Source organism: Asticcacaulis sp. AND118, from assembly GCF_020535245.1.
GTDB lineage: Bacteria > Pseudomonadota > Alphaproteobacteria > Caulobacterales > Caulobacteraceae > Asticcacaulis.
Genome location: NZ_CP084912.1, coordinates 52,411 through 70,937, shown reverse-complemented (window position 1 = coordinate 70,937; position 18,527 = coordinate 52,411). Strand labels below are relative to the sequence as shown.

Genomic DNA, 18,527 nt, shown 5'->3' with positions numbered 1-18,527 from the left:
ATTATGAGCACTTCGCAACACTGGAACGTGCCGGCGGCCTGTTATTTCGCCGATCGCGACGAAGATACGATCGAGCAGCGCCTGAGGGATCGCGCCAACCAGACTCTGAGCTGGATGCAGCCGGGACTCATCTATCCCGCGCCCTGGCAATGCGCCTTGTCGGTTTTCGACCTACCGCCCGCAGCGGATCGCGCGGCTTTCGCCCATATACTTTCGCAGGCCCGGCGCAGGATTCACCAGGACTTCGGCAGCCTGCACGCCAGCGTGTGTCTGGCCTTTTCACTGCGCGTCTGGTCCGGTTTCTGTGAAGCGGAGGGGCGGCCCGTGCCCAGCGGTCTGGCCTTCGACGAACCGGGTGACACGCTCTTCAGCGCGCGGGTCATCGAACGTTCGGGCGGCGTGCTGCGCGACAGCGAGGCGGGGGCATGGTTCATCGTCAAGGCCGACGAGGCCGCGCCGGTTGCGGCGCTGGCCGATTTCCTGAGCGCCGAACTGGAGATGCTGGGGATCGCCGCAAAGGATATTTATCGCGTCGATATGCACAGCCGCAATAACCCGACTGTGCCGACCAGCGGCAAGGGCGGACGCGTTCTGGGCGGGCGTTACAAGGAGAATTTGCGCAATCCGGCCTCGCCCGTCGAAATCCTTGAGCACGTGCTGGTCGGGCACGAAGACCCGCTGTCCGCCGGCGGCGCCTTCCTGTTCACCCAGCGCTTCCGTCTCAACTGGGCGGAGCTGCATTCCAAGGCGGCCAGCGAGATGGAGGCCATGGTCGGCCGCCGTCAGTTCACCGACGAACTGGTCCCCTCCTTCGACGCGCGTTCGCACATCCGCAGCGCCCATACGCACGATGCCGACGGTCACACCATCAAACTGCTGCGTATCGGCCTGCCGTTCGGTGAGCGCGACGAGGCGGACAAGGGGACGCCGCTGATCGATCATGCGGGCGGTAGCTCGGCGGGCGACGAAAAAGGCATCTATTTCATCGGCATGGCGCGCGCGGCGTCGCGCATCGAAGCCATATTGCGCTCGCAGTTCGGCAATGCCGATGATGGCGAATTTGCCCGCGACCGGCTGCTGGCCGGATCGGCGGCGCGCTCAGACCTCGGCGGCTTCTTCTATGTGCCGAGCATCCGCGAGCTGGGGGCGGAGGCGATCATCGAAGACGCCCATGTGCGCAGCACCCAACCATTCAGCGACTGGCGGCGGTTTCCGGGAATCGACTGGTCGCGGCTGAACCGTCATTATGAGAAGCGTTCGGCGAACGGTCTGATGTACTACAATCATCAGGATTATCTCTTCGCCATGGGTACGCGGGAGGATGAAACGGCGCAAGGGTTGAAGCCGCCTTCCTTGCGCCTGCAATACCTGCTGGAGCGGATGTTCGCGCGCTGGGACGATACCTGGTTCCGCGCGCAGAAGCCTGATGATCTCGCGCCTCTGCGACCTCAACTGGAGCGTTTCTTCGCCGATCCGCGCAATGAGGCCGAACGCGACGCCTTGCGTAGCGGGGCCTCGGCAAAAGAAGCGGCGGACCTCATCATGAGGGCGTCGGTGGCGGTGCGCGCCGGCTGGGCCAACCGGCTCGTCTGCAATCTGGCCGCGCGTCTCGATGGGGTGGGCCGGCGTGGCAATGGCGGCATGGATACCTGCGACATCCACCCGCTCGACCTGCTGGCCGGGTCCATGCCGGCGCAGTCGCTGGCCGAAGGGCGCTACTTCATCGACTATGTGCGCGACGATGACGGCGATGAGGAACGTTATCGCTGGTTCAGTCTGGGGCTGGGGCCCAATTCCGGTGTCGGACACGTGGTGCCGGGTTATCAGGACCTGCTCGACAAGGGTATATCGGGCCTGTTCGCGCGCATCGACGCGGCGGAGGCGGCGTTGAAGGTGCATGAGCCTGACCGCGCCGCTAAGGCTGTCGATTTCTATATGGGCGCGCGGTTGGCCACCAAGGGGCTGGCCGAATATCTGGAAGGGCTGGCCGATACGGTTAAGGCCAAGGCGCAGACACTGACGCCGACCCAGACCATCGAGCGTGAGAACCTGACGGCCCTCGAAAACCGTCTGCGCTGGCTGGCGGCCGGAAACGCGCCGCGCACCGTGCTGGAGGCGTTGCAACTGGTCTTTTCCGGCCACGCGACCCTGCATCTGTGCGGCGAGCCGGTGGCCGTCGGGCGGCTCGACCGTCTGCTGCGCCCGTTTCAGGAACGCGAGAATCTGTCAGAAGCCGAGTTGCAGGACGCGATCGACGGCTTCTGGATCAAGCTGGCGGAAAAGGTCCTGCTCAACCGCATCTTCATCGACGACCGTCAGCAACTTGGCAATATGGCCATGGGCAACCGCGCCGGCCCCTATCCCAAGGGGCAGAGCGTCAATCAGTGGATTCAGCAGCTCACCGTCGGCGGGCGCAATCCGGACGGTAGCTGGGAATATTCCGACGTCACCCTGGCCTGTCTGCGCGCCGCGGCCCGCCTGCCGTTCAATGCCCCGGTCCTGTCCCTGCGTGTGGGCAAGGACATGCCGGCGGAATGGCGAGACCGCTTGCTGCGCGAGGCGGCGCTGGGGCAGCTTAGCGGCGGGGCCAGCCCCATATTGATGAACGACGACAAGATCATACCGGCGATGGCCGGTTCGGGCATAGCTCTACGCCCGGATTCCCCGAATGCGTCGCGCTGGAATGCCCAGGTGCGCCCCGAAGACGCCCACGACTATGCGGCCGACGGCTGTTACGAGCCGCAGTTCGTTGGGGCCAACTGGTTCCACCTCGGTGGAGTCGTTCTGCTTCAGCCGTTGGAATACGCCCTCAATCAGGGCCGGCAGATTCAATCGGCGGGACCTGTGGACCTGTTCGGCAAGAGCCTGTCTTTCCGCTCGCCGCCCGCCAGCGAGATCACCGCCTACGAGGAGTTGGAAGCGTTGTTCTTTCGGCACCTCGAATGGTCTTACGCACGGCAGATGGAGGGCACGGTCGCCGATTTCGGGCGCATGGAGCCGGTCTGTCCCGCGCCGCTGCTCGACCTGTTCATCAATGACTGCCTCGAAAAGGGGCAGGACATTTATGGGGGCGGGGCGCGCTATAATGTTTTCGGCCCGTGCTTCACCTCGCTGGCTAATACGATCAATGCCCTGTGGGCGCTGCGGAGCCTGTGTTTCCAGCCGGAAACTGCGGTCACCAGTCTGCCGGAGCTGGTTCAGGCCCTGCTATGTAACTGGGGGGAGTCCATGATCGACCCGCTGGTCCATTCGACCCTGCTGACTTCAGACCATCCGCGCGTGGCCGAAACAGCCCGGCGTTTCCGGCACCTGCGCACCATAGCCCTGTCTCTGCCGCGCTGGGGGCGGGGTCATGCCGATATCGACGCCTTCGGCAACCGTATCGCGGCGCGCGTGGCGACGGTGGCAATGGACGTCATGGCCAGGCCGCGCCCGGCTCTGGCGGCCCTGTACGAGCAGGCGGCGGCCCGTTTCGGCACGGTAAAACATCCGTTCGGCGGTTTTTCGATGCAGCCCGGCGTCGGCACCTTCGCCAGCTATGTGGAACAGGGGTTAGGCTGCGCGGCTTCGGCGGACGGGCGTCTGTCGGCGCAGCCTCTGGCCACCGACATGTCGCCGGCGCCTTCGCCTGTGGATCAGCCGGCGACGGCGGATTCGCGGCAACAGGCCGATGGGGTGGCCGTGCTGGAAGGGTTGCGCTCCGCCGATGCCTTCGGCTACGCCAATGGCGCGCCAATCGACCTGAATGTGGCGGAATCCATGCCGGTGGAACGGCTGGTCGAGATTCTGGAGGCCTTTACCGGTGGCGCGGGGTCGAACGTGCTGACCGTTACGGTCGCGGGTCAGCAGACCTTCCTGTCGGCGGCAGGCTCACCGGAAGCCTATGACCTGCTGCGCGTGCGCATGGGCGGCTGGACCGAGATGTTCGTCGCCATGCACGCCCTCCACCAACGCGTGCACCCCAGACGACCCTACAGCGTGTGAAGACCGCCGCAGGTGTGCGCGTGCACGAAACTCGTGACAGCGCCCGGCAGCAGGATAATAAATGTAAAGGTTGTGCATATTGACGCAACCCATACCTGAGATGGGAACGCTCCGGGAGAGCGGCCCGCTGAGCGACCGGTTTCCCGTTCACAAGGATTTCAGGCAATAAGGTTGGGCACGGAACGTTAAAAACGCCTTCCGGCTGCGTGTGACGACGAGTTCGTTGAAGCCGCCCAGCGTCTGCTTCAGGCCGCGTCACACCATTCGGTGCACGAACGCGGCAGTGAAACCCTGCGCCCGATGGCCGACGCTCTGATGGCGGCGTGGAGCGGCGTCGAAGCTGCCCTGTCGAGCGTCACCACGCCCACCCCTCTCAACGGCCATGACGGCCACACCCCTACCCTTGTGCCAGAAGCGGCGCGTCAATCGCTGAATTAGCGGAGAGTACCATGCGTAGAACGGCTTTTCCTGCGGCCAGAACGGCTGCCGCCATTATGATTTTTGCCTCATTAGGGGCCTGTAAAACCATGGAATCGGCGCGTTTGCAGCCGACGCCGGTGCCCAAGGCCGAACTGCCCGCGGCATGGCGCACAGCCGGGGCAGCGGCGGACGCCACACCGCGCGCCCAGCGTCCGGCCTGGTGGCTGCAACTGAACGATCCGGTTCTGGATCAGCTCATGACGCTGGCGCAGGCCCAGAACCTCGATGTCGAGGCCGCCGGCCATCGCATCCGCGAGGCGCAGGCGCTTCAGGGCCTGACCGCGGCCCAGCGCAAACCGCAAGTCGGCATTCAGGCCAATGGCGGTATAGCAGCGGGGCAGGGCTACGAAGGCGGATATGATGACGCTATCGGCCGCGCCAGCGTCGGCTTAGGCGGAAGTCTGGAATTCGATCCCTATAATATACGCGGCCTTGAAGGGCGTTACGCCGAAACGGGACTGTGGCTGGCGCAGGCGCAACGGCGTCAGGTCATGAACGCGCTGATGTCCGAGGTGGCGCGCGTCTATATCGATCTGCGCACGCGCCAGCAGTTGAAAGCGCTCCTGCAAAAGAACCTTGAACTGCAGACCGAAACCCAGCGCATCATCGAAATTCAGACGCGCGCCGGTGATGGCGTGCAGCTCGACGTGCTGCGCGCCAAGGCGCAGGTCGAAAACACCCGCTCGGAATTTCCCAATCTGGCGGCATCCATCCGGCTCGCCGGCAACCGTCTGGCGGTGTTGACGGGTCAGACGCCGGGCGCGGTCGACGCCCTTCTTGCCTCGGCCACGGATATTCCGGTCTTCGCCGCCGACATCGGCATGGACCTGCCCGCCGAAGTCATCGCTGAGCGTCCGGATGTGCAGAATGCCGAGTACCAGCTCATGCAGGCGGCGGCCTTGCGCGACATCCGCGCCGCCGATCACTTCCCGCGCCTCACGCTTTCGGGCTTTCTGGGCCTGGGCTCGTCCGAGCGTTTCGGCGCCTCGACCCCGGCCAATCTGTTCGTGCAACTGGCGCGTCCGCTGCTCGACTATGGCCGCATAGAGCGCCAGATCGACGTGGCCGAAGCCCAGAAGCAGCAGGCCTTCAGCCGTTACCGGCAATCGATCCTGCTGGCCGTCGAAAACGTCGAAAACGCCTCCGTGGTCTATCAGCAGGAGAAGCTGCGGCTGGAGAGCCTCCAGCGCACGGCGGACCTTCAGCGTGAAGTCGCCCGTCAGGCGCGGCTCCGTTACAAGATCGGCGACGCCACCTTCCTCGATGTCCTTATCGCCGAGCAGCAACTGCTCAATTCGGAATTCGGCGCCGTACAGTCGAAAAGCCGCCTCGCCGGCGCCGGGGTCGATCTTTACACCGCGCTGGGGGCCAATGTGCCCCGTAACCTTTGACCAGAAAGGCATATCACATGGAAGCCCAACTCCTGGACCCGCACGCCGTTGACGAGGCCCGCGCCCTTTTCAAGCACAAGTTCCCGACCATGGCCGGTTATTATTTCGAAGATTCCGAAGGCTACATCGCCAATATCCGCGATGCGGTCGCCGCCCGCGACGTCTCGCAGATCGTCACGCCCGCCCACACGCTGAAATCCTCCAGCCGGCAGATGGGGGCGGCGCTTGTCTCCGGACTGGCCAAAGATATCGAGGCCACCGCCCGCGCACAGGTCGAGGCCGGCACGGCGGACATGAATGATTTCACCACCATGCTGAGCCGTCTGGAACAGGCCTTCAGCGACACGCGCAACGCCTATCCGGACGCCTGATCCCCATGCCCCATACGAAGAAACGGCCCGCCTCCCTGATGGGCATAAACCGCAAAGCCCGGATCATGATTCTGAGCGTGAGTTGCGGCGGTCTGGCCATACTGGCGGCTGTTGTCTTTCTGCTTAATGCCTCGCTGTCGACCATTGCGTCCAAGGCCAACGAAATGGAGACCGAACGCGCGCGCGAACTGGTCAACGCCTCCATTCAGGCGCTGGAAAACCGCCTGACCGGCATCGCCACCGACAATGCGCTTTGGGACGACGCCGTTCGGCACGTCTATCAGACGCCGATCGATTCGGCATGGCTTGACCGCAACTGGGGCGCATCGACCGGAGAGGACCGCCCCTATGACGGGGCCTTCGTGATGGACGAAGCGTTTCATCGTTTGTGGGGTAAATGGCGTCAGAAATCGATTGGGGCCGGCACGACCGAACTGTTGGGAAACGGTTTCACGACACTCGTGCAAAAAAATCGCCGCGAACTGTCTGATGGGTCGAAGATCGTGTCGGGCGTCACCCTGACCGAAAGCGGACCTGCGATCGTCACCATTGCCCTGATCCGGTCTTACCATGCGGTGCGACCGACCGCCGAGGCTCCGAGACGCTATCTGGTCTTCACGCGTCATCTGACACCGCCGACCGTCACCGCCATGGGCGATGCGTTCAAGCTGAGCGATCTGCATATCCATGTGCCGGAAGAGGGCACGCACAACGAAGCGACCCTGCCGCTGCTCGAAGCCAACGGCGCCGTCATCAGCGAACTGGCCTGGACGCAGCGTCTGAGCGGCGCGGTGGCGTCGAGCGCGGCGGAAGATGAAATTCAGCAGATCACCCTCCTGGTCGGCGGGCTGGTGCTGGCGCTGGTTCTCGTCAGCGCCTACGGCCTGCATCGACTGGCGCGCAGCGAGGAGGCCGCGCAACTCACGGCCCTGACCGATAGCCTGAGCGGTCTGCCCAACCGTCGGGCCTTGTATGAGCGGCTGCAGGAGATCAGCCGCCGCCGCGAGGCCGTGCCGGTGTCCATCGTCTTCATGGACCTCGACGGCTTTAAGGAGGTCAACGACATCTACGGCCATATCGTCGGCGACCAGATCATCAGCAAGATGGCCGAGGTGCTGAAATCCTATATGCCGCGCGACGCCATGCTGGCGCGTATCGGCGGCGACGAATTCGCCATGCTGGTCATGGGTGGGGCCAGTGGCAACCAGTCGCGCCAGTTCGGCAAGCGCGTGCTGACCTCGCTGAAAAACCCTGTGCGCATCGGCGAGCGGGCCATACAGGTCGGCGTCAGCATCGGTATCGCCAGCGACGACCTCAAGGCCGTGTCGGTCGAGGAAATGTTCCGCCGCGCCGATGTCGCCATGTACCACGCCAAGGTGTCGGGCAAGAACCAGATCGTCAGCTATAATCGCGATCTGGACGCCGAACGCCTGCGGATTCAGGAAATCGAGCAGGGCATCCGCGAGGGGCTGAAGCGCGACGAGTTCGAGGTGGTCTATCAGCCTATCGTCGACGCCAAGACCTACGCGGTCACCGCGGTCGAAGCCCTGGTGCGCTGGCCCCGGCGGCCCGAAGGCGCGCTCTTTCCGCACGAATTCATTCCCATTGCGGAAGATAGCGGGTTGATCGAGGATCTGGGCATGTACGTGCTGAAGCGGGCCTGTCAGCAGCTTCTGCCGCACAGCCCGATGAAGCTCAGCGTCAACATCTCGCCGGCGCAGTTCCGCGATCCGGACTTCGAGGCGCGGGTCGTGGACATCCTGAACGAGACAACGTTCGAGTCCACGCGACTGGAACTGGAGGTCACCGAGGGTTATCTGGTCGAAAACCCCGAACGCGCCATCACTGCCATCACCCAGTTGAAAAAGCACGGCGTCACCTTCGCGCTCGACGATTTCGGCACAGGCTATTCCAGCATCGGCTCGCTGCGCCGTTTCAAGTTCGACCGCATCAAGATCGACCGCAGTCTGGCCGGCGATATCGACCGCGAATGCCAGGCAGCGGCGCTGGTTGCCGGGGCGGTCAATATCGCTCAGGCCATGTCGATCGAGGTCACCGCCGAAGGGGTTGAGAATTTCGCTCAGGCGCGGCTTCTCAGGATCGCCGGCTGCAACAGTTTGCAGGGCTATTATTTCGCCAGACCGCTGCCGCTGGACGAACTGCTCGGCACGGACAACAGCGGTCTGGGTCCGTCAAAGGTCATGCCGGAAGAGGTCGATCCGTATGGCGCAGCCGGTCCGCGCTCGCGCAATGCGCGGCGGCCGGGGGCAGGTGCTCGAAAGGTGGCGGTGTAAGCGACGGGAAGGGTGGAGAAAAATTTAACCGAAGGCGTGTAGGTTAGGACCAAGCTCACCGGAGCCTCTCTATGTTCCTTGCGTTTCCCCAGTTCCTTGCGTTTATTGTGCGATTTATCATGCGTCACCGTTACAGCCTGCAAGACCTGACGGTTATCGGCGCCGCACTCTCCGTCGCCGCCTATCTGGGCTTTGAGATCGACATCTTCGTCCATCAGGGCCGTCTGTCTTCGGAAGAAAAGGCCGTCGAGCTGGACGAGGCCCTGCTGCTCGGCACCTTGCTGACGCTCAGCATGTTCGGCTTTTCCCTGCGCCGTTATTTCGACCAGAAGCGCGAAATCCGCGGCCGTATCGAAGCGGAGCGCCACGTCCGTTCGCTGGCCTTCGAGGATCAGTTGACGGGTCTGCCCAATCGCCGGCAGTTCGACGAGACCCTGCACGCGGCTTTGGGCGAGACCCCGGCGGCCGGTGGGTCGCACGCCCTGTTGTTGCTTGATCTTAACGGCTTCAAGCGCATCAACGACGTCTACGGGCACGCAACGGGCGATCAGGCGCTGATCGCGGTCGCCGGGCGGCTGAAAGGTGTCATGCGTGCGGGCGATCTGGTGGCGCGCTTCGGCGGCGACGAATTCGCCATCGTCCTGCGCCATATTGCCAATCCGGAAACCGCCACCACCATCGCGCTGCGCGTCATCGAGGCGCTGAAAACCCCCCTTCGCATCGGCAAGGCCAGCCATGATGTCGGCACGGGCATCGGCATCGCCCTGTTCCCGCAGAATGCCGAGGACGCCGAAGAACTGCTGCGCAAGGCCGATGTGGCGCTCTACCGCGCCAAGGCCGAACGCCGCTCGGCCATGCGTTTCTTCGACGAGGATATGGACCGTCAGGTCAATGAACGCGCCGCTATGGAGCACGCCCTGCGCCAGGCCTTGAGCGAAGAACGCATTACGACCGTCTTCCGTCCGGTCGTCGATATCCGCACCCGTCAGGTCCGCGCCTTCGAAGCCGAACCGCGCTGGCTGACCGATCAGGGGCAGGCGGTGCCGCCGGAGCGCTTTCTGGCCATCGCCGAAGAGATAGGTCTGATCCACGACATCGCGGGGCTGACTCTGGGGCAGGCCTGCGACGCGGCGGCCCAATGGCCGCCTGAGGTGCGCCTGTCGATCGACCTCTATCCGGCGCAACTCAGCGAACAGGCCCTGCCGTTGCGCATCGCCTCGGCCCTGATGACGCGCGGCCTCAGCGCCGACCGTCTGGAGGTGCGTTTGCCGGAAACGACCTTCGTGTCCGAAACCGACGCCGCCATCGGCCTGTTGCAGGCCCTGCGCGCCGCCGGCGTGTCGGTGACCCTCAGCCATTTCGGCGCGGGCTATTCGACGCTTTCGCAACTCAGACGCTTCAAGCCCGACCGCATCAAGCTGGATCGTGGCGTGACGGATGCGGCCGCACGCGATTCCGATGGGCGCGCGGTGGCCAATGCCCTGATCGGGCTGGGTCGCGGTCTGGGGCTGGCGGTCGTCGCCGACGGCGTCGGCTCGCTGGACGAAGCCGGCGCGCTGATGACCGAGGGCTGCGCCCTGGTTCAGGGCGAGACCTATGGCGATTTCCTGACCGATGCCGAAGCGCACAGCCTGTTGCGGGACGCGGCCTGATCTTAGAGCGAGATGATTTAAAGTGGAAACATCATCTCGCTTTAAGTTTTTGAGTGGTCGCGCAATTTTTCCGAAAAGTGGTGCCCACTTTATCGGATTGCGCTCTAGCGGGCGGGTATGCGCCGCGCCAACTGGTGATCATAGAGAGAGACCGCCTTATGGAAGCAGGTGTTGACCCCTTCGATGCGCGCCGCGTCGGGATAGGTCACGCTGAAGCGCCGGTTACCATAGACGCCGATGACGTTTTCCCCGATGCCCTGCTTGAGGCCGCGTAGAGCGACTTCGGCGTCCCACGGCGCGCCGCCTTCAACGATAACCTCAAGGTTCCACGTCGTGTTGTGCAGGCCGTGATTGGGCTGCCAGTAGGCCGCGCCGCCTCCGGCCCAGGTGTCGTGGACCCAGGCATTGTCGACCTTTTTCGGCCGGACGTGCAGGCGCACGGCATCGAACAGGTTTTCGTGGTTGGCCCCGGCGTGCTGATCGATCAGGCCGCGCGTCAGGACCACGGCGCGCGAATAGACGGCGCGGGTGGCCTGCGTGTTGACGCTGAGCGGATGGATGACGGGATTGGCCACCAGCAGATCCTTGACCAGCACATTGTGCGCATTGCCGACATGGACCGAATAGTGGGCCTCGCGTTCGCCGGTCGTTGAGATGCCGCTCAGGGTCAGGCTGGCGCTGTCATAGGTCAGGACGCCGGAATCGGCGTTGTGGATGGTCACGTCGCGCACCCAGCCGTCGAACATCTCGTTCAGGGCGATGGCGTTGTAACCTTCCTCCAGATGGTGGCCGAAGGCCGGGGCATCGGGAAATTCGATGCGCAAGCCCTGAATCCCGACATTCGTCAGAAACGCCTTGCGCACGATGCGCGCGGGCTGGGCGGCGGATACGGCGTGCAGCAGCGGATCGCCCAGCTCCAGCCGGTTGCCCTTGACCGCGATGACGCGCGTCGTCTGGCTGACCAGAGCGCGCGCCGGATTATCGTAGTGGCGCTGACCGAGGGTGCGGGGGGTGTCGCCATAGAGCGAACGGAGGATGGCGCTGTCGCGGCCCTTGTCCGAGAACCACTGGATTTGCACAATCTGTCCGGCTTTAATGCCTGAAGCGTCGGCGACATCCAAATGGCGCGCCCATTTGCTGCCCGCCGTGCCGGTCGTCAGGACGTCCGGCGGCGTATCGTACTCTGCGAGATATTCGGCGTAGCGCGTGCCGGGGATGCCGACGCGGATAAAGCCTTCGCTCCAGCTATATTCGCTGAACCAGTAGTCGATATTGCGCTCTTTTTCGATCTGCCGCTTGTTCTCCTTGCGGATATATTCGCGCAGTTCTTTCAGGGTCTGGGTCTCGTCCACCAGCCGCAGCGGGCGCGGGAAGTAGAGGACGGTGCCGCCTTCGTCGCGCCCGGCGCCTTCGAGGACAAAGTCGCCGCGCTCGATGCGCAGCACCTCGGTCAGGACGAAGCGCCCCGCCGGGAAGCGCAGCGTCACCTTACCCTCGACCTTGTGCGCGGCCTCAATCGCGGCGCGCACCCCCCGGGAATCGTCGGTTTCGCCGTCGCCCTTTGCGCCGTGCGACGCGACGTCGATGATCGTGCCCGGTTCGCTGGGAATCGCGGTCACGCCAAAGCCATAGCCGGCATAGGAATAGTCCGGAAGCCCTTTCAATGACGGCAGCGACTCCGAGCGCGTGAACGGCGTCTGCGACAAAGCCTCACCGGACAGGAACATCCCCGTCATGCCGACCGCCCCGAAGGCAGACAGGCGGCGCAAAGCGTCGCGGCGGGAAGGCGTGTCGGACATGGCGTGTAACCTTTCATCGCGGGGGTTCGCCCAGGGACTCTCGACGGATCAGCGACGAGACGACCATGGAGGGCAGGGTGGCCGGGTCTTCGCCGGCCGGCAGGGTTTCGGGCACCAGCTTGTGCACGGCCAGCACGCCCATCTCGGCCACCGGCCAGTGGACGGTCGTCAGGGAGGGCCATAGTTGCAGCGCTACGGGGCCGTCGTCGAAGCCGACGATGGACAGGTCGCGCGGGAGCCGCAGGCCCTTTTCGTGCGCCGCGCGCACCACGCCCGCGGCCATGGAATCGTTGCTGGCGAAGATGACGCTCGGCGGCTGCGGGCTGTCGAGCAGGGCATGACCGGCGGTCACACCCGACTCGAAGCTGTACAGACCGTCCGCGAACAGGGCCTCGTCCGGCGCGATCCCCGCCGCCTGCAGCGCCTGACGAAAGCCCGCCTCGCGCTCGCGCGCCGACAGGAAGCCTTGCGGTCCGCGCACGAAGCCGATGCGGCGGTGACCCAGCGCCACGATGTCGCGCACCACGCCCATCACCGCCTCGCGGTCGTTCGACCAGACGCTGCGCGACATCATGTCGAGCTGTGCCGAGCCGACGCGGACATATTTGATGTTCAGCCGCTGGCACATTTCGCCGATGTCGTCGCGCTCGGACAGGGGCGGCAGGAAGATGGCCCCCATCGGCTTCTGACGGCCGAGGAAGGTTTCAATGTCGGCCAGCAGGTCGGGGGATTCCCGATCGACCGGTCGCACCGCCAGCGCCAGCTCGCTGTCGCCTATGGCCGACAGCACGCCGCGCTGAAACTTCATCGCCATGGGCGAGGTCGAGTCGTGGATGAACAGGACGATGACGAAGTTCTTGCGAAAGGCGAGCGCGCGGGCCTGCGCATTGGGCACGAAGCCCAGCGTCTCGATGGCCGCCTCGACCTTCGCCCGCGTCGCCGCCTTCATCGGCTCGCGGTTGATGACGCGGCTGACCGTCTTTTTCGAGACTCCGGCGAATTCCGCGACATCGGTAATGGTCAGGGCCGCCCCCGGCTTGCGCGGGAGGGGCACGACCGTCGCCGTGTCGCGGGCCTTCGCCGCCGGGGTCCGTTTCTTTTCGTCCACTGAAAGCGCCTGTTTAACTTAAAACTTCTTGGTTACGCTAAGGGAATAGGTGATGCCGTCATAATCTGCAACGCGGTTGAAGGCTTCCACCCCCTCGTACTCTTCGCGGCGCGAATTGGTGATGTTGTAGACCTCAAGCCGAACCTCGGTCGTGGCGTTCGGCGTATAGGCCCCAGAGAAGTCGAGCTGTCCGCGCGGCCGCACACGGCTGGACGAGCCGGTGAAGGTCGAGCCGCCTTCAAGCAGGATGTCGGAAGCGTAGTTATAGGCCAGACGCGCCTGCCACTTGTCGTCCTCGTAATAGCCGATCAGGTTGTAGGTGCTGTCGGCGACGCCATAGAGCTTCGAGCCATTAGCCCCGCTGGAGGTGACCTGGGTAGCGTTGAACACCATGCCGAAATTCTTCCACAGGCCGGGCAGGAAGGAGAAATCCTGCTGGATCTGGAACTCGAAGCCTTCGACCGTCAGTTCGTTCGGGTCGTTGATGGTGCGGTTGATGGTGATGCGCTGATTGCCGATATCGGTCGTAGCGCCCTGCTGAATGCGGCAGAAGCCCGTGCCGTCGACATAGAGCGGGCCGAAGGACTGGCCTTCCACCTCGAAATTCTGACCCACCGGGCAGTAATTGTTCTGCTCGACGATATTGTTCTCGATCGTCTTGTGGAAATAGCCCAGCGCGACCACATTGCCGCGGCGGTTATACCACGACAGGCCGAGGTCGAAGGCCTTGGAACTGCGCGGCTTGAGGTCGAAGCGGTTCATGTCGATGCGGATGGAACTGAGCGATTCGCCGGTGTCCGGATCGACGTTTTCGAGCACGCGGGTGGGGGCGGGCGAGAACTCGACCATGTCGAAGGCCTCGAACGTCTCGTAATAGGCGGCGCGCGCCACCAGCTTCGGCGTCAGGTCGACGATCAGGTTCATCGATGGCAAGAGCGCGTCGTAGCTGCCGCCCGCGGGCTCCGGCGGCAGGAAGTAGCCGGGGCGGAAGTCCGCGCTGGTGAAGCCGAGCGCCTGATAGAATTTCAGCGCCTGATCCTCGATCAGGCCCGTCAGGTCGGCCTTCACGTAGCGCAGGCCCAGATTGCCGCGCACCTTGAGGTCCATCACTTCGGAGAAGTCGAAGCGCGTCAGGGCGAAGGCCTCCAGGTTTTCGCGCGAGGCGCGGAAGTTCTGGCCCGCCACGCGGTTGAGCGGGAAGCGCTGGATCATGCCCGACAGTTCGTTGCGCGGCGCCAGTTCCAGTATCTTGGCATAGGTGATGCGAGTGCGCGCGGCGGGCGTCAGTTCCGGGAAGAAGGTCGCCAGTTGCGCCGTCGTCATGGTGAAGCCGACATTGGTCGGTATGGTGTTGAGGACCGGGAAGATCTGCTGCTGGATCAGGCGGTAATCGACGGACCAGAAGTTATTGATCTCGGCATTGGGCGCGCCCGAACCGAAAAAGTTGCCGCCCGACGTCACCGCGTCGTTCAGCTTGAAGATGTCATTGGTCAGATTGTTGAGCTGAAGGCCCAGATTGGCGTTTTCCTGATAGATCTGGCGCGCCTTCTCCTTGGAATAGTAGACGCCGAATTCGACGCTGGTTACGGGTCCGAAATCCAGTTCGCGCGCGGCCTTCAGGTCCAGCGCGTACATGTTGCGACGGACGCGGTGGTTGGCGCCGCTGGCGGTGAGGACGACGTTTTCCGGGCGCAGGCCATTGCGCGCCTGGGTGCCGTTGCCGCCGCTGACCGTATAGGGGCCGGTGACGTTGAGCAGGCGCGAGGGCAGGTTGAGGTCGAACTGGTAGTTTTTGTAATTGCCGAGACCGGTGTCGAGCACGGCGGTGATGCCGTTGGTCGTATCGTCTATGCCGTCGCCATTGGTGTCGGTGCGGCCGGTCGTCGGCTGAACGCGCTGTTCGTAGAGGAATTCATCGCGTGTACCGAGCGCTTCGGAAATCGTGCCGATGGCGTCGAGACGCCAGGCCCCGGTGCGGAAATTGATCTGCGGATAGAGGGCGAAGCTTTCGTCGATCGACGGCATACCGCGATTGCCGATCGGCAGTTGCACGTCGCTGGCCTGGATCTTGTTGACGACATAGACGTTTTCGACCGTGCCGTCCGAGCCGCGGTCGAATTGCCCCACCTTCACCGGATTGCTCAGCGGCGTGACGATGCCCGTCGTGTCCGAGGCAAAGGCGGTCAGGATGTCGAGATTGGCCTCGTCAAGGTCGCGGCGCGTGGCGATGGCGTCGACGCGGACGTTCAGGGCGTCATTGACGCGCCATTCGAAGCCGGCGGCGCCCGACAGGCGATAGCCGTCCGAGGTGCGCGAATACTGACGGACTTCTGACGGATAAACGACCTGATTGGCGACGCCGTCAGTTGTGGCCGGGATGGCGAAGGCCGGATTGGTCGCCGCCAGTTGCGTCAGGCGGGCCTGCGTATAGGCGGTATAGGCGTTGATGCGGATGGTGTCGCGGCGGAACAACTGACGCGAATAGGACAGGGTGCCGTAGATGCCGAAATCGGACGACAGCTTCTTTGAGCCAGTGAGAAAAAAGGCCGGATTGAGCTTGGCCGTCGTCTCTTCCCATTGCGCTTCGGCGCGGAAAACGCCGCCTTCCTTGCGCGACAGGGCCGGGCGGATGCGCAGATTGACGACCGAGCCGAGCCCGCCCGCCGGCATGTCGGCCGAGAAGGACTTGACCACATCGGCACCGCCGAAGATCGAAGCGTCGTAAATGCCGAAGGGATTGCCCGACCCGCGCGTGCCCAGGGTCGGAGCGGCGATGCTTTGGCCCATCACCGTCGTCTTGGTGTATTCGCTGGGCAGGCCGCGCACGCTGATCGTCGCGTCACGGCGGTCGTCGGAGCGATTGATCTGTACGCCGGGAATGCGCTGCAGCGCCTCGCCGAGATTGAGGTCGGGGGTCGATCCGATATCGTCGGCGGAAATGCCGTCCAGAATGACATCCGATTTTCGGCGGATTTCCAAGGCGTCGTTGAGCGAGCCGCGAATGCCGCGCACCACAACGACTTCGACGCCGTCGTCATTGGCGGCGGATTCGCTGGTTTGCGCCATGGCCGGCTGGCTGAGGCCCGCCAGCAGGATCAGCGAAGAAACGGCGCCCGAGGTGAGGCACGCGGTTTTAAAGGGCCGGAAGCCCGTAGGGAGAGATGGCATCATGGGTGTTCCTCCGGGGCTGTTTTGTCTTTCGCCCGATTATCCCATTTGGGTAAATCAAATTCGATACCGGTGTCAAGTTTGAATCTGTGTGGAACGGTTTGGTCTTTTCAATAAAGGAATTAGACTTAGGTCTTAGGGCCGAGAAAAAAATAGACACCGGTATCGGTTTTGCATTACGCCTTGTGCAAAGCCCGCTGTTTTGCGCAGATGGGGAAAACAAGACGGAACACAGGAAGACACGCATGATCAGGATTGCCGCCCCCCGGGCCGCGGTCTTCGGGGTGAGCCTAATGGCTCTCGCTTCGGCCGCCCACGCCCAGACTGCGATTAGAATCGATCCGCTGTTCACCGACCATATGGTGCTTCAGCGCGGCAAGGCCGTCAGCCTGCGCGGCGACGCGCCGGCGGGTGCGACCGTCACGGTGCGCTTTTCCACGGTGTCGGCCAGTGGCAAGACAGGCAGCGACGGCCGCTGGCGCGTGACACTCCCCGCCATTCCTGACGGGGCGAGCGGCGTGCTGGAGGTCGATGCCTCATCGGGTGGAAGCTTGCGCCTGAACGATGTGGTGGCGGGGGACGTGTTCCTCTGTTCGGGTCAATCGAACATGGACCTGTCGGTCAGCGACACCTCTTATCCGAAGCGCACCGCCGAGGAAGGGCAGGGCAAGCCCGTGCGCATCTTCAAGGTCAAGCGCACGGCCAGCCCGCGTACCGACCGTTTCGTGACGCCTGATCTGGGCTGGTCGGCCACCGGACCCGACAGCCTGCCGGACTTTTCCGCCGCCTGCTGGCATATGGCGCGCACCCTGGCGGGGGCCGGCACCGGCGCGCCCATCGGTCTGGTGCAATCCTCCTGGGGCGGCACCTCGATCGAGGACTGGATATCGCCCGAATCTTTGGCGACCCTCCCGGCCTATGCTGACGACATAAAGCGCCTGAGCGCCTATGCTGCCGACCCCAGGGCCGCGACGGCGGAGCTTGTCGCCGCGACGGACGCCTGGGCCAAAACCGCCGATCCGGCGGCGAGCGCCTGGCACACCGCCGGTTTCGACGACTCGCAATGGCCGCAAATGCCGTTGCCGGGCGTATGGGAGCGTTCGGGCATCGGGTCCTTGCGCGCCTTCGACGGCCTGATGTGGTATCGGCGCGCGGTGGAGCTGACGGCGGAACAGGCGGGCAAAACCGCCACCCTGAAACTGGGGCGCATCGACGAGCGCGATCAGGTGTGGATCAACGGTCAGTTGGTCGGGGCGACGCTGCTGGGCAGCGAAAACCGCGCCTACGCCATTCCGGCGGGGGTGCTGAAGGCCGGGCGCAATCTTATCGCTATCCGCGTCCTCGACGAGCGCGGGGCCGGGGGCCTGATGGGTAAGGCGGGCGATGTGCGTCTCGATCTCAGCGGCGCGCCGGCGGTCGATCTGTCCGGACCGTGGAAGTATCAGACGGGCGCCGAGCGCCGGAACTGGAAGGCCGAACCGCCCTTCGTGCCGTGGGCCGCGCCGCGTGGCGTCAGCATGTTGTGGAACGGCATGGTCGCCCCGCTCGACGGCTTCCCGCTCAAGGGCATCGCCTGGTATCAGGGGGAGACCAACACCGCCGATGCCGAGGGTTATCCGGCCTTGCTGGGGCTGTGGGCCTCGTCGTGGCGGCGTTTCTTCAACGATCCGACCCTGCCGGTCGTTATCGCGCAACTGCCCGGTTATGGCCCGCGCAGCGCCGTACCGACCGATGGCGACTGGGCGAAACTGCGCGAGGCGCAGCGCCTGACCGTGGCGAAGGATCCGCGCATGGGCTTGGCCGTTCTGATCGACCTTGGCGTCTCCTACGACATCCACCCGGCGCACAAGGACGAGGTCGGCGAGCGGCTGGGCAACGAGATGCTGCGTCTGGCCTACGGGCGCAAAATCCTCCCTGCGCCTTCACCCGCCGCCGTCGAAACCGCGGCGGATGGCATCCGTGTGCGCCTTGCCGATACGGGCGGCAGCCTGATCGCCTACGGCTCGCACGAGGCGGCGACGTTTGAGCTGTGCGACGGCGCGGGCAAGTGCCGCTTCGTACCGGCGCAGGTCGAGGGCGACAGCGTCCGCCTGCCCGCCGATGCCACCGCGCGTCAGGTCCGTTACGCCTGGCAGGGTTCGCCGCCGGTCAATCTCTACGGCAAGGGCGGCCTGCCCGTCGTCCCTTTCAGCGTGGCCATACCGACACGGCCGTGAGCGAACCGCTTACAGCGGCGTGACAAGGCTCGGTCTTTGGCCCATGATCGGAGACACAAAAAAA

10 protein-coding genes are annotated in these 18,527 nt (G+C 64.2%); 7 read left to right on the top strand and 3 right to left on the bottom strand.

Features of this window, described 5'->3' with window-relative positions; genetic code table 11:
* Nucleotides 1–3: 3 nt before the first annotated feature.
* The 6 genes from LH365_RS18040 (at nucleotide 4) to LH365_RS18015 (ending at nucleotide 10,172) form a co-directional block, all read left to right on the top strand.
* Nucleotides 4–3,984: a Dyp-type peroxidase gene (locus LH365_RS18040; RefSeq protein WP_226746392.1), complete on the top strand. Its 3,981-nt coding sequence runs from the start codon at nucleotides 4–6 to the stop codon at nucleotides 3,982–3,984.
* Between the two features lie 300 nt (nucleotides 3,985–4,284).
* Nucleotides 4,285–4,422, top strand: a complete 138-nt coding sequence (locus LH365_RS18035) for a hypothetical protein (RefSeq protein WP_226746391.1) — start codon at nucleotides 4,285–4,287, stop codon at nucleotides 4,420–4,422.
* 89 nt (nucleotides 4,423–4,511) lie between these two features.
* Entirely contained in the window at nucleotides 4,512–5,855 is a 1,344-nt protein-coding gene (locus tag LH365_RS18030; RefSeq protein WP_255606798.1) for a TolC family protein, read from the top strand.
* A 17-nt stretch (nucleotides 5,856–5,872) separates the two neighbouring features.
* The gene (locus LH365_RS18025; RefSeq protein WP_226746390.1) at nucleotides 5,873–6,226 is read left to right on the top strand and encodes an Hpt domain-containing protein; all 354 of its coding nucleotides are present in this window, start codon (nucleotides 5,873–5,875) and stop codon (nucleotides 6,224–6,226) included.
* A gap of 65 nt (nucleotides 6,227–6,291) precedes the next feature.
* On the top strand, nucleotides 6,292–8,520 hold the full coding sequence (locus LH365_RS18020) for a bifunctional diguanylate cyclase/phosphodiesterase (protein ID WP_226746389.1): 2,229 nt from the start codon (nucleotides 6,292–6,294) through the stop codon (nucleotides 8,518–8,520).
* A gap of 119 nt (nucleotides 8,521–8,639) precedes the next feature.
* Complete coding sequence (locus LH365_RS18015) at nucleotides 8,640–10,172, top strand: bifunctional diguanylate cyclase/phosphodiesterase (RefSeq protein ID WP_226746388.1); 1,533 nt, start codon at nucleotides 8,640–8,642, stop codon at nucleotides 10,170–10,172.
* A 104-nt stretch (nucleotides 10,173–10,276) separates the two neighbouring features.
* Here the strand turns inward: LH365_RS18015 and LH365_RS18010 are convergent, their stop codons facing one another.
* Genes LH365_RS18010 through LH365_RS18000 form a run of 3 tightly spaced genes read right to left on the bottom strand, consistent with a single transcriptional unit; the run spans nucleotide 10,277 to nucleotide 16,250 of the window.
* Nucleotides 10,277–11,971, bottom strand: a complete 1,695-nt coding sequence (locus tag LH365_RS18010; protein ID WP_226746387.1) for a glycosyl hydrolase family 28-related protein — start codon at nucleotides 11,969–11,971, stop codon at nucleotides 10,277–10,279.
* A 13-nt stretch (nucleotides 11,972–11,984) separates the two neighbouring features.
* Entirely contained in the window at nucleotides 11,985–13,079 is a 1,095-nt protein-coding gene (locus tag LH365_RS18005; RefSeq protein ID WP_226746386.1) for a LacI family DNA-binding transcriptional regulator, read from the bottom strand.
* An 18-nt stretch (nucleotides 13,080–13,097) separates the two neighbouring features.
* Nucleotides 13,098–16,250 (bottom strand): TonB-dependent receptor, encoded by a 3,153-nt coding sequence (locus LH365_RS18000; RefSeq protein WP_226746385.1) that lies wholly within the window; start codon nucleotides 16,248–16,250, stop codon nucleotides 13,098–13,100.
* Nucleotides 16,251–16,540: 290 nt separating this feature from the next.
* Here LH365_RS18000 and LH365_RS17995 point away from each other — a divergent pair, with 290 nt between their 5' ends.
* Nucleotides 16,541–18,463 carry a sialate O-acetylesterase gene (locus LH365_RS17995; RefSeq protein ID WP_226746384.1) on the top strand — a complete coding sequence of 641 codons (1,923 nt, stop codon included), beginning with the start codon at nucleotides 16,541–16,543 and terminating at the stop codon, nucleotides 18,461–18,463.
* Nucleotides 18,464–18,527: the final 64 nt, after the last annotated feature.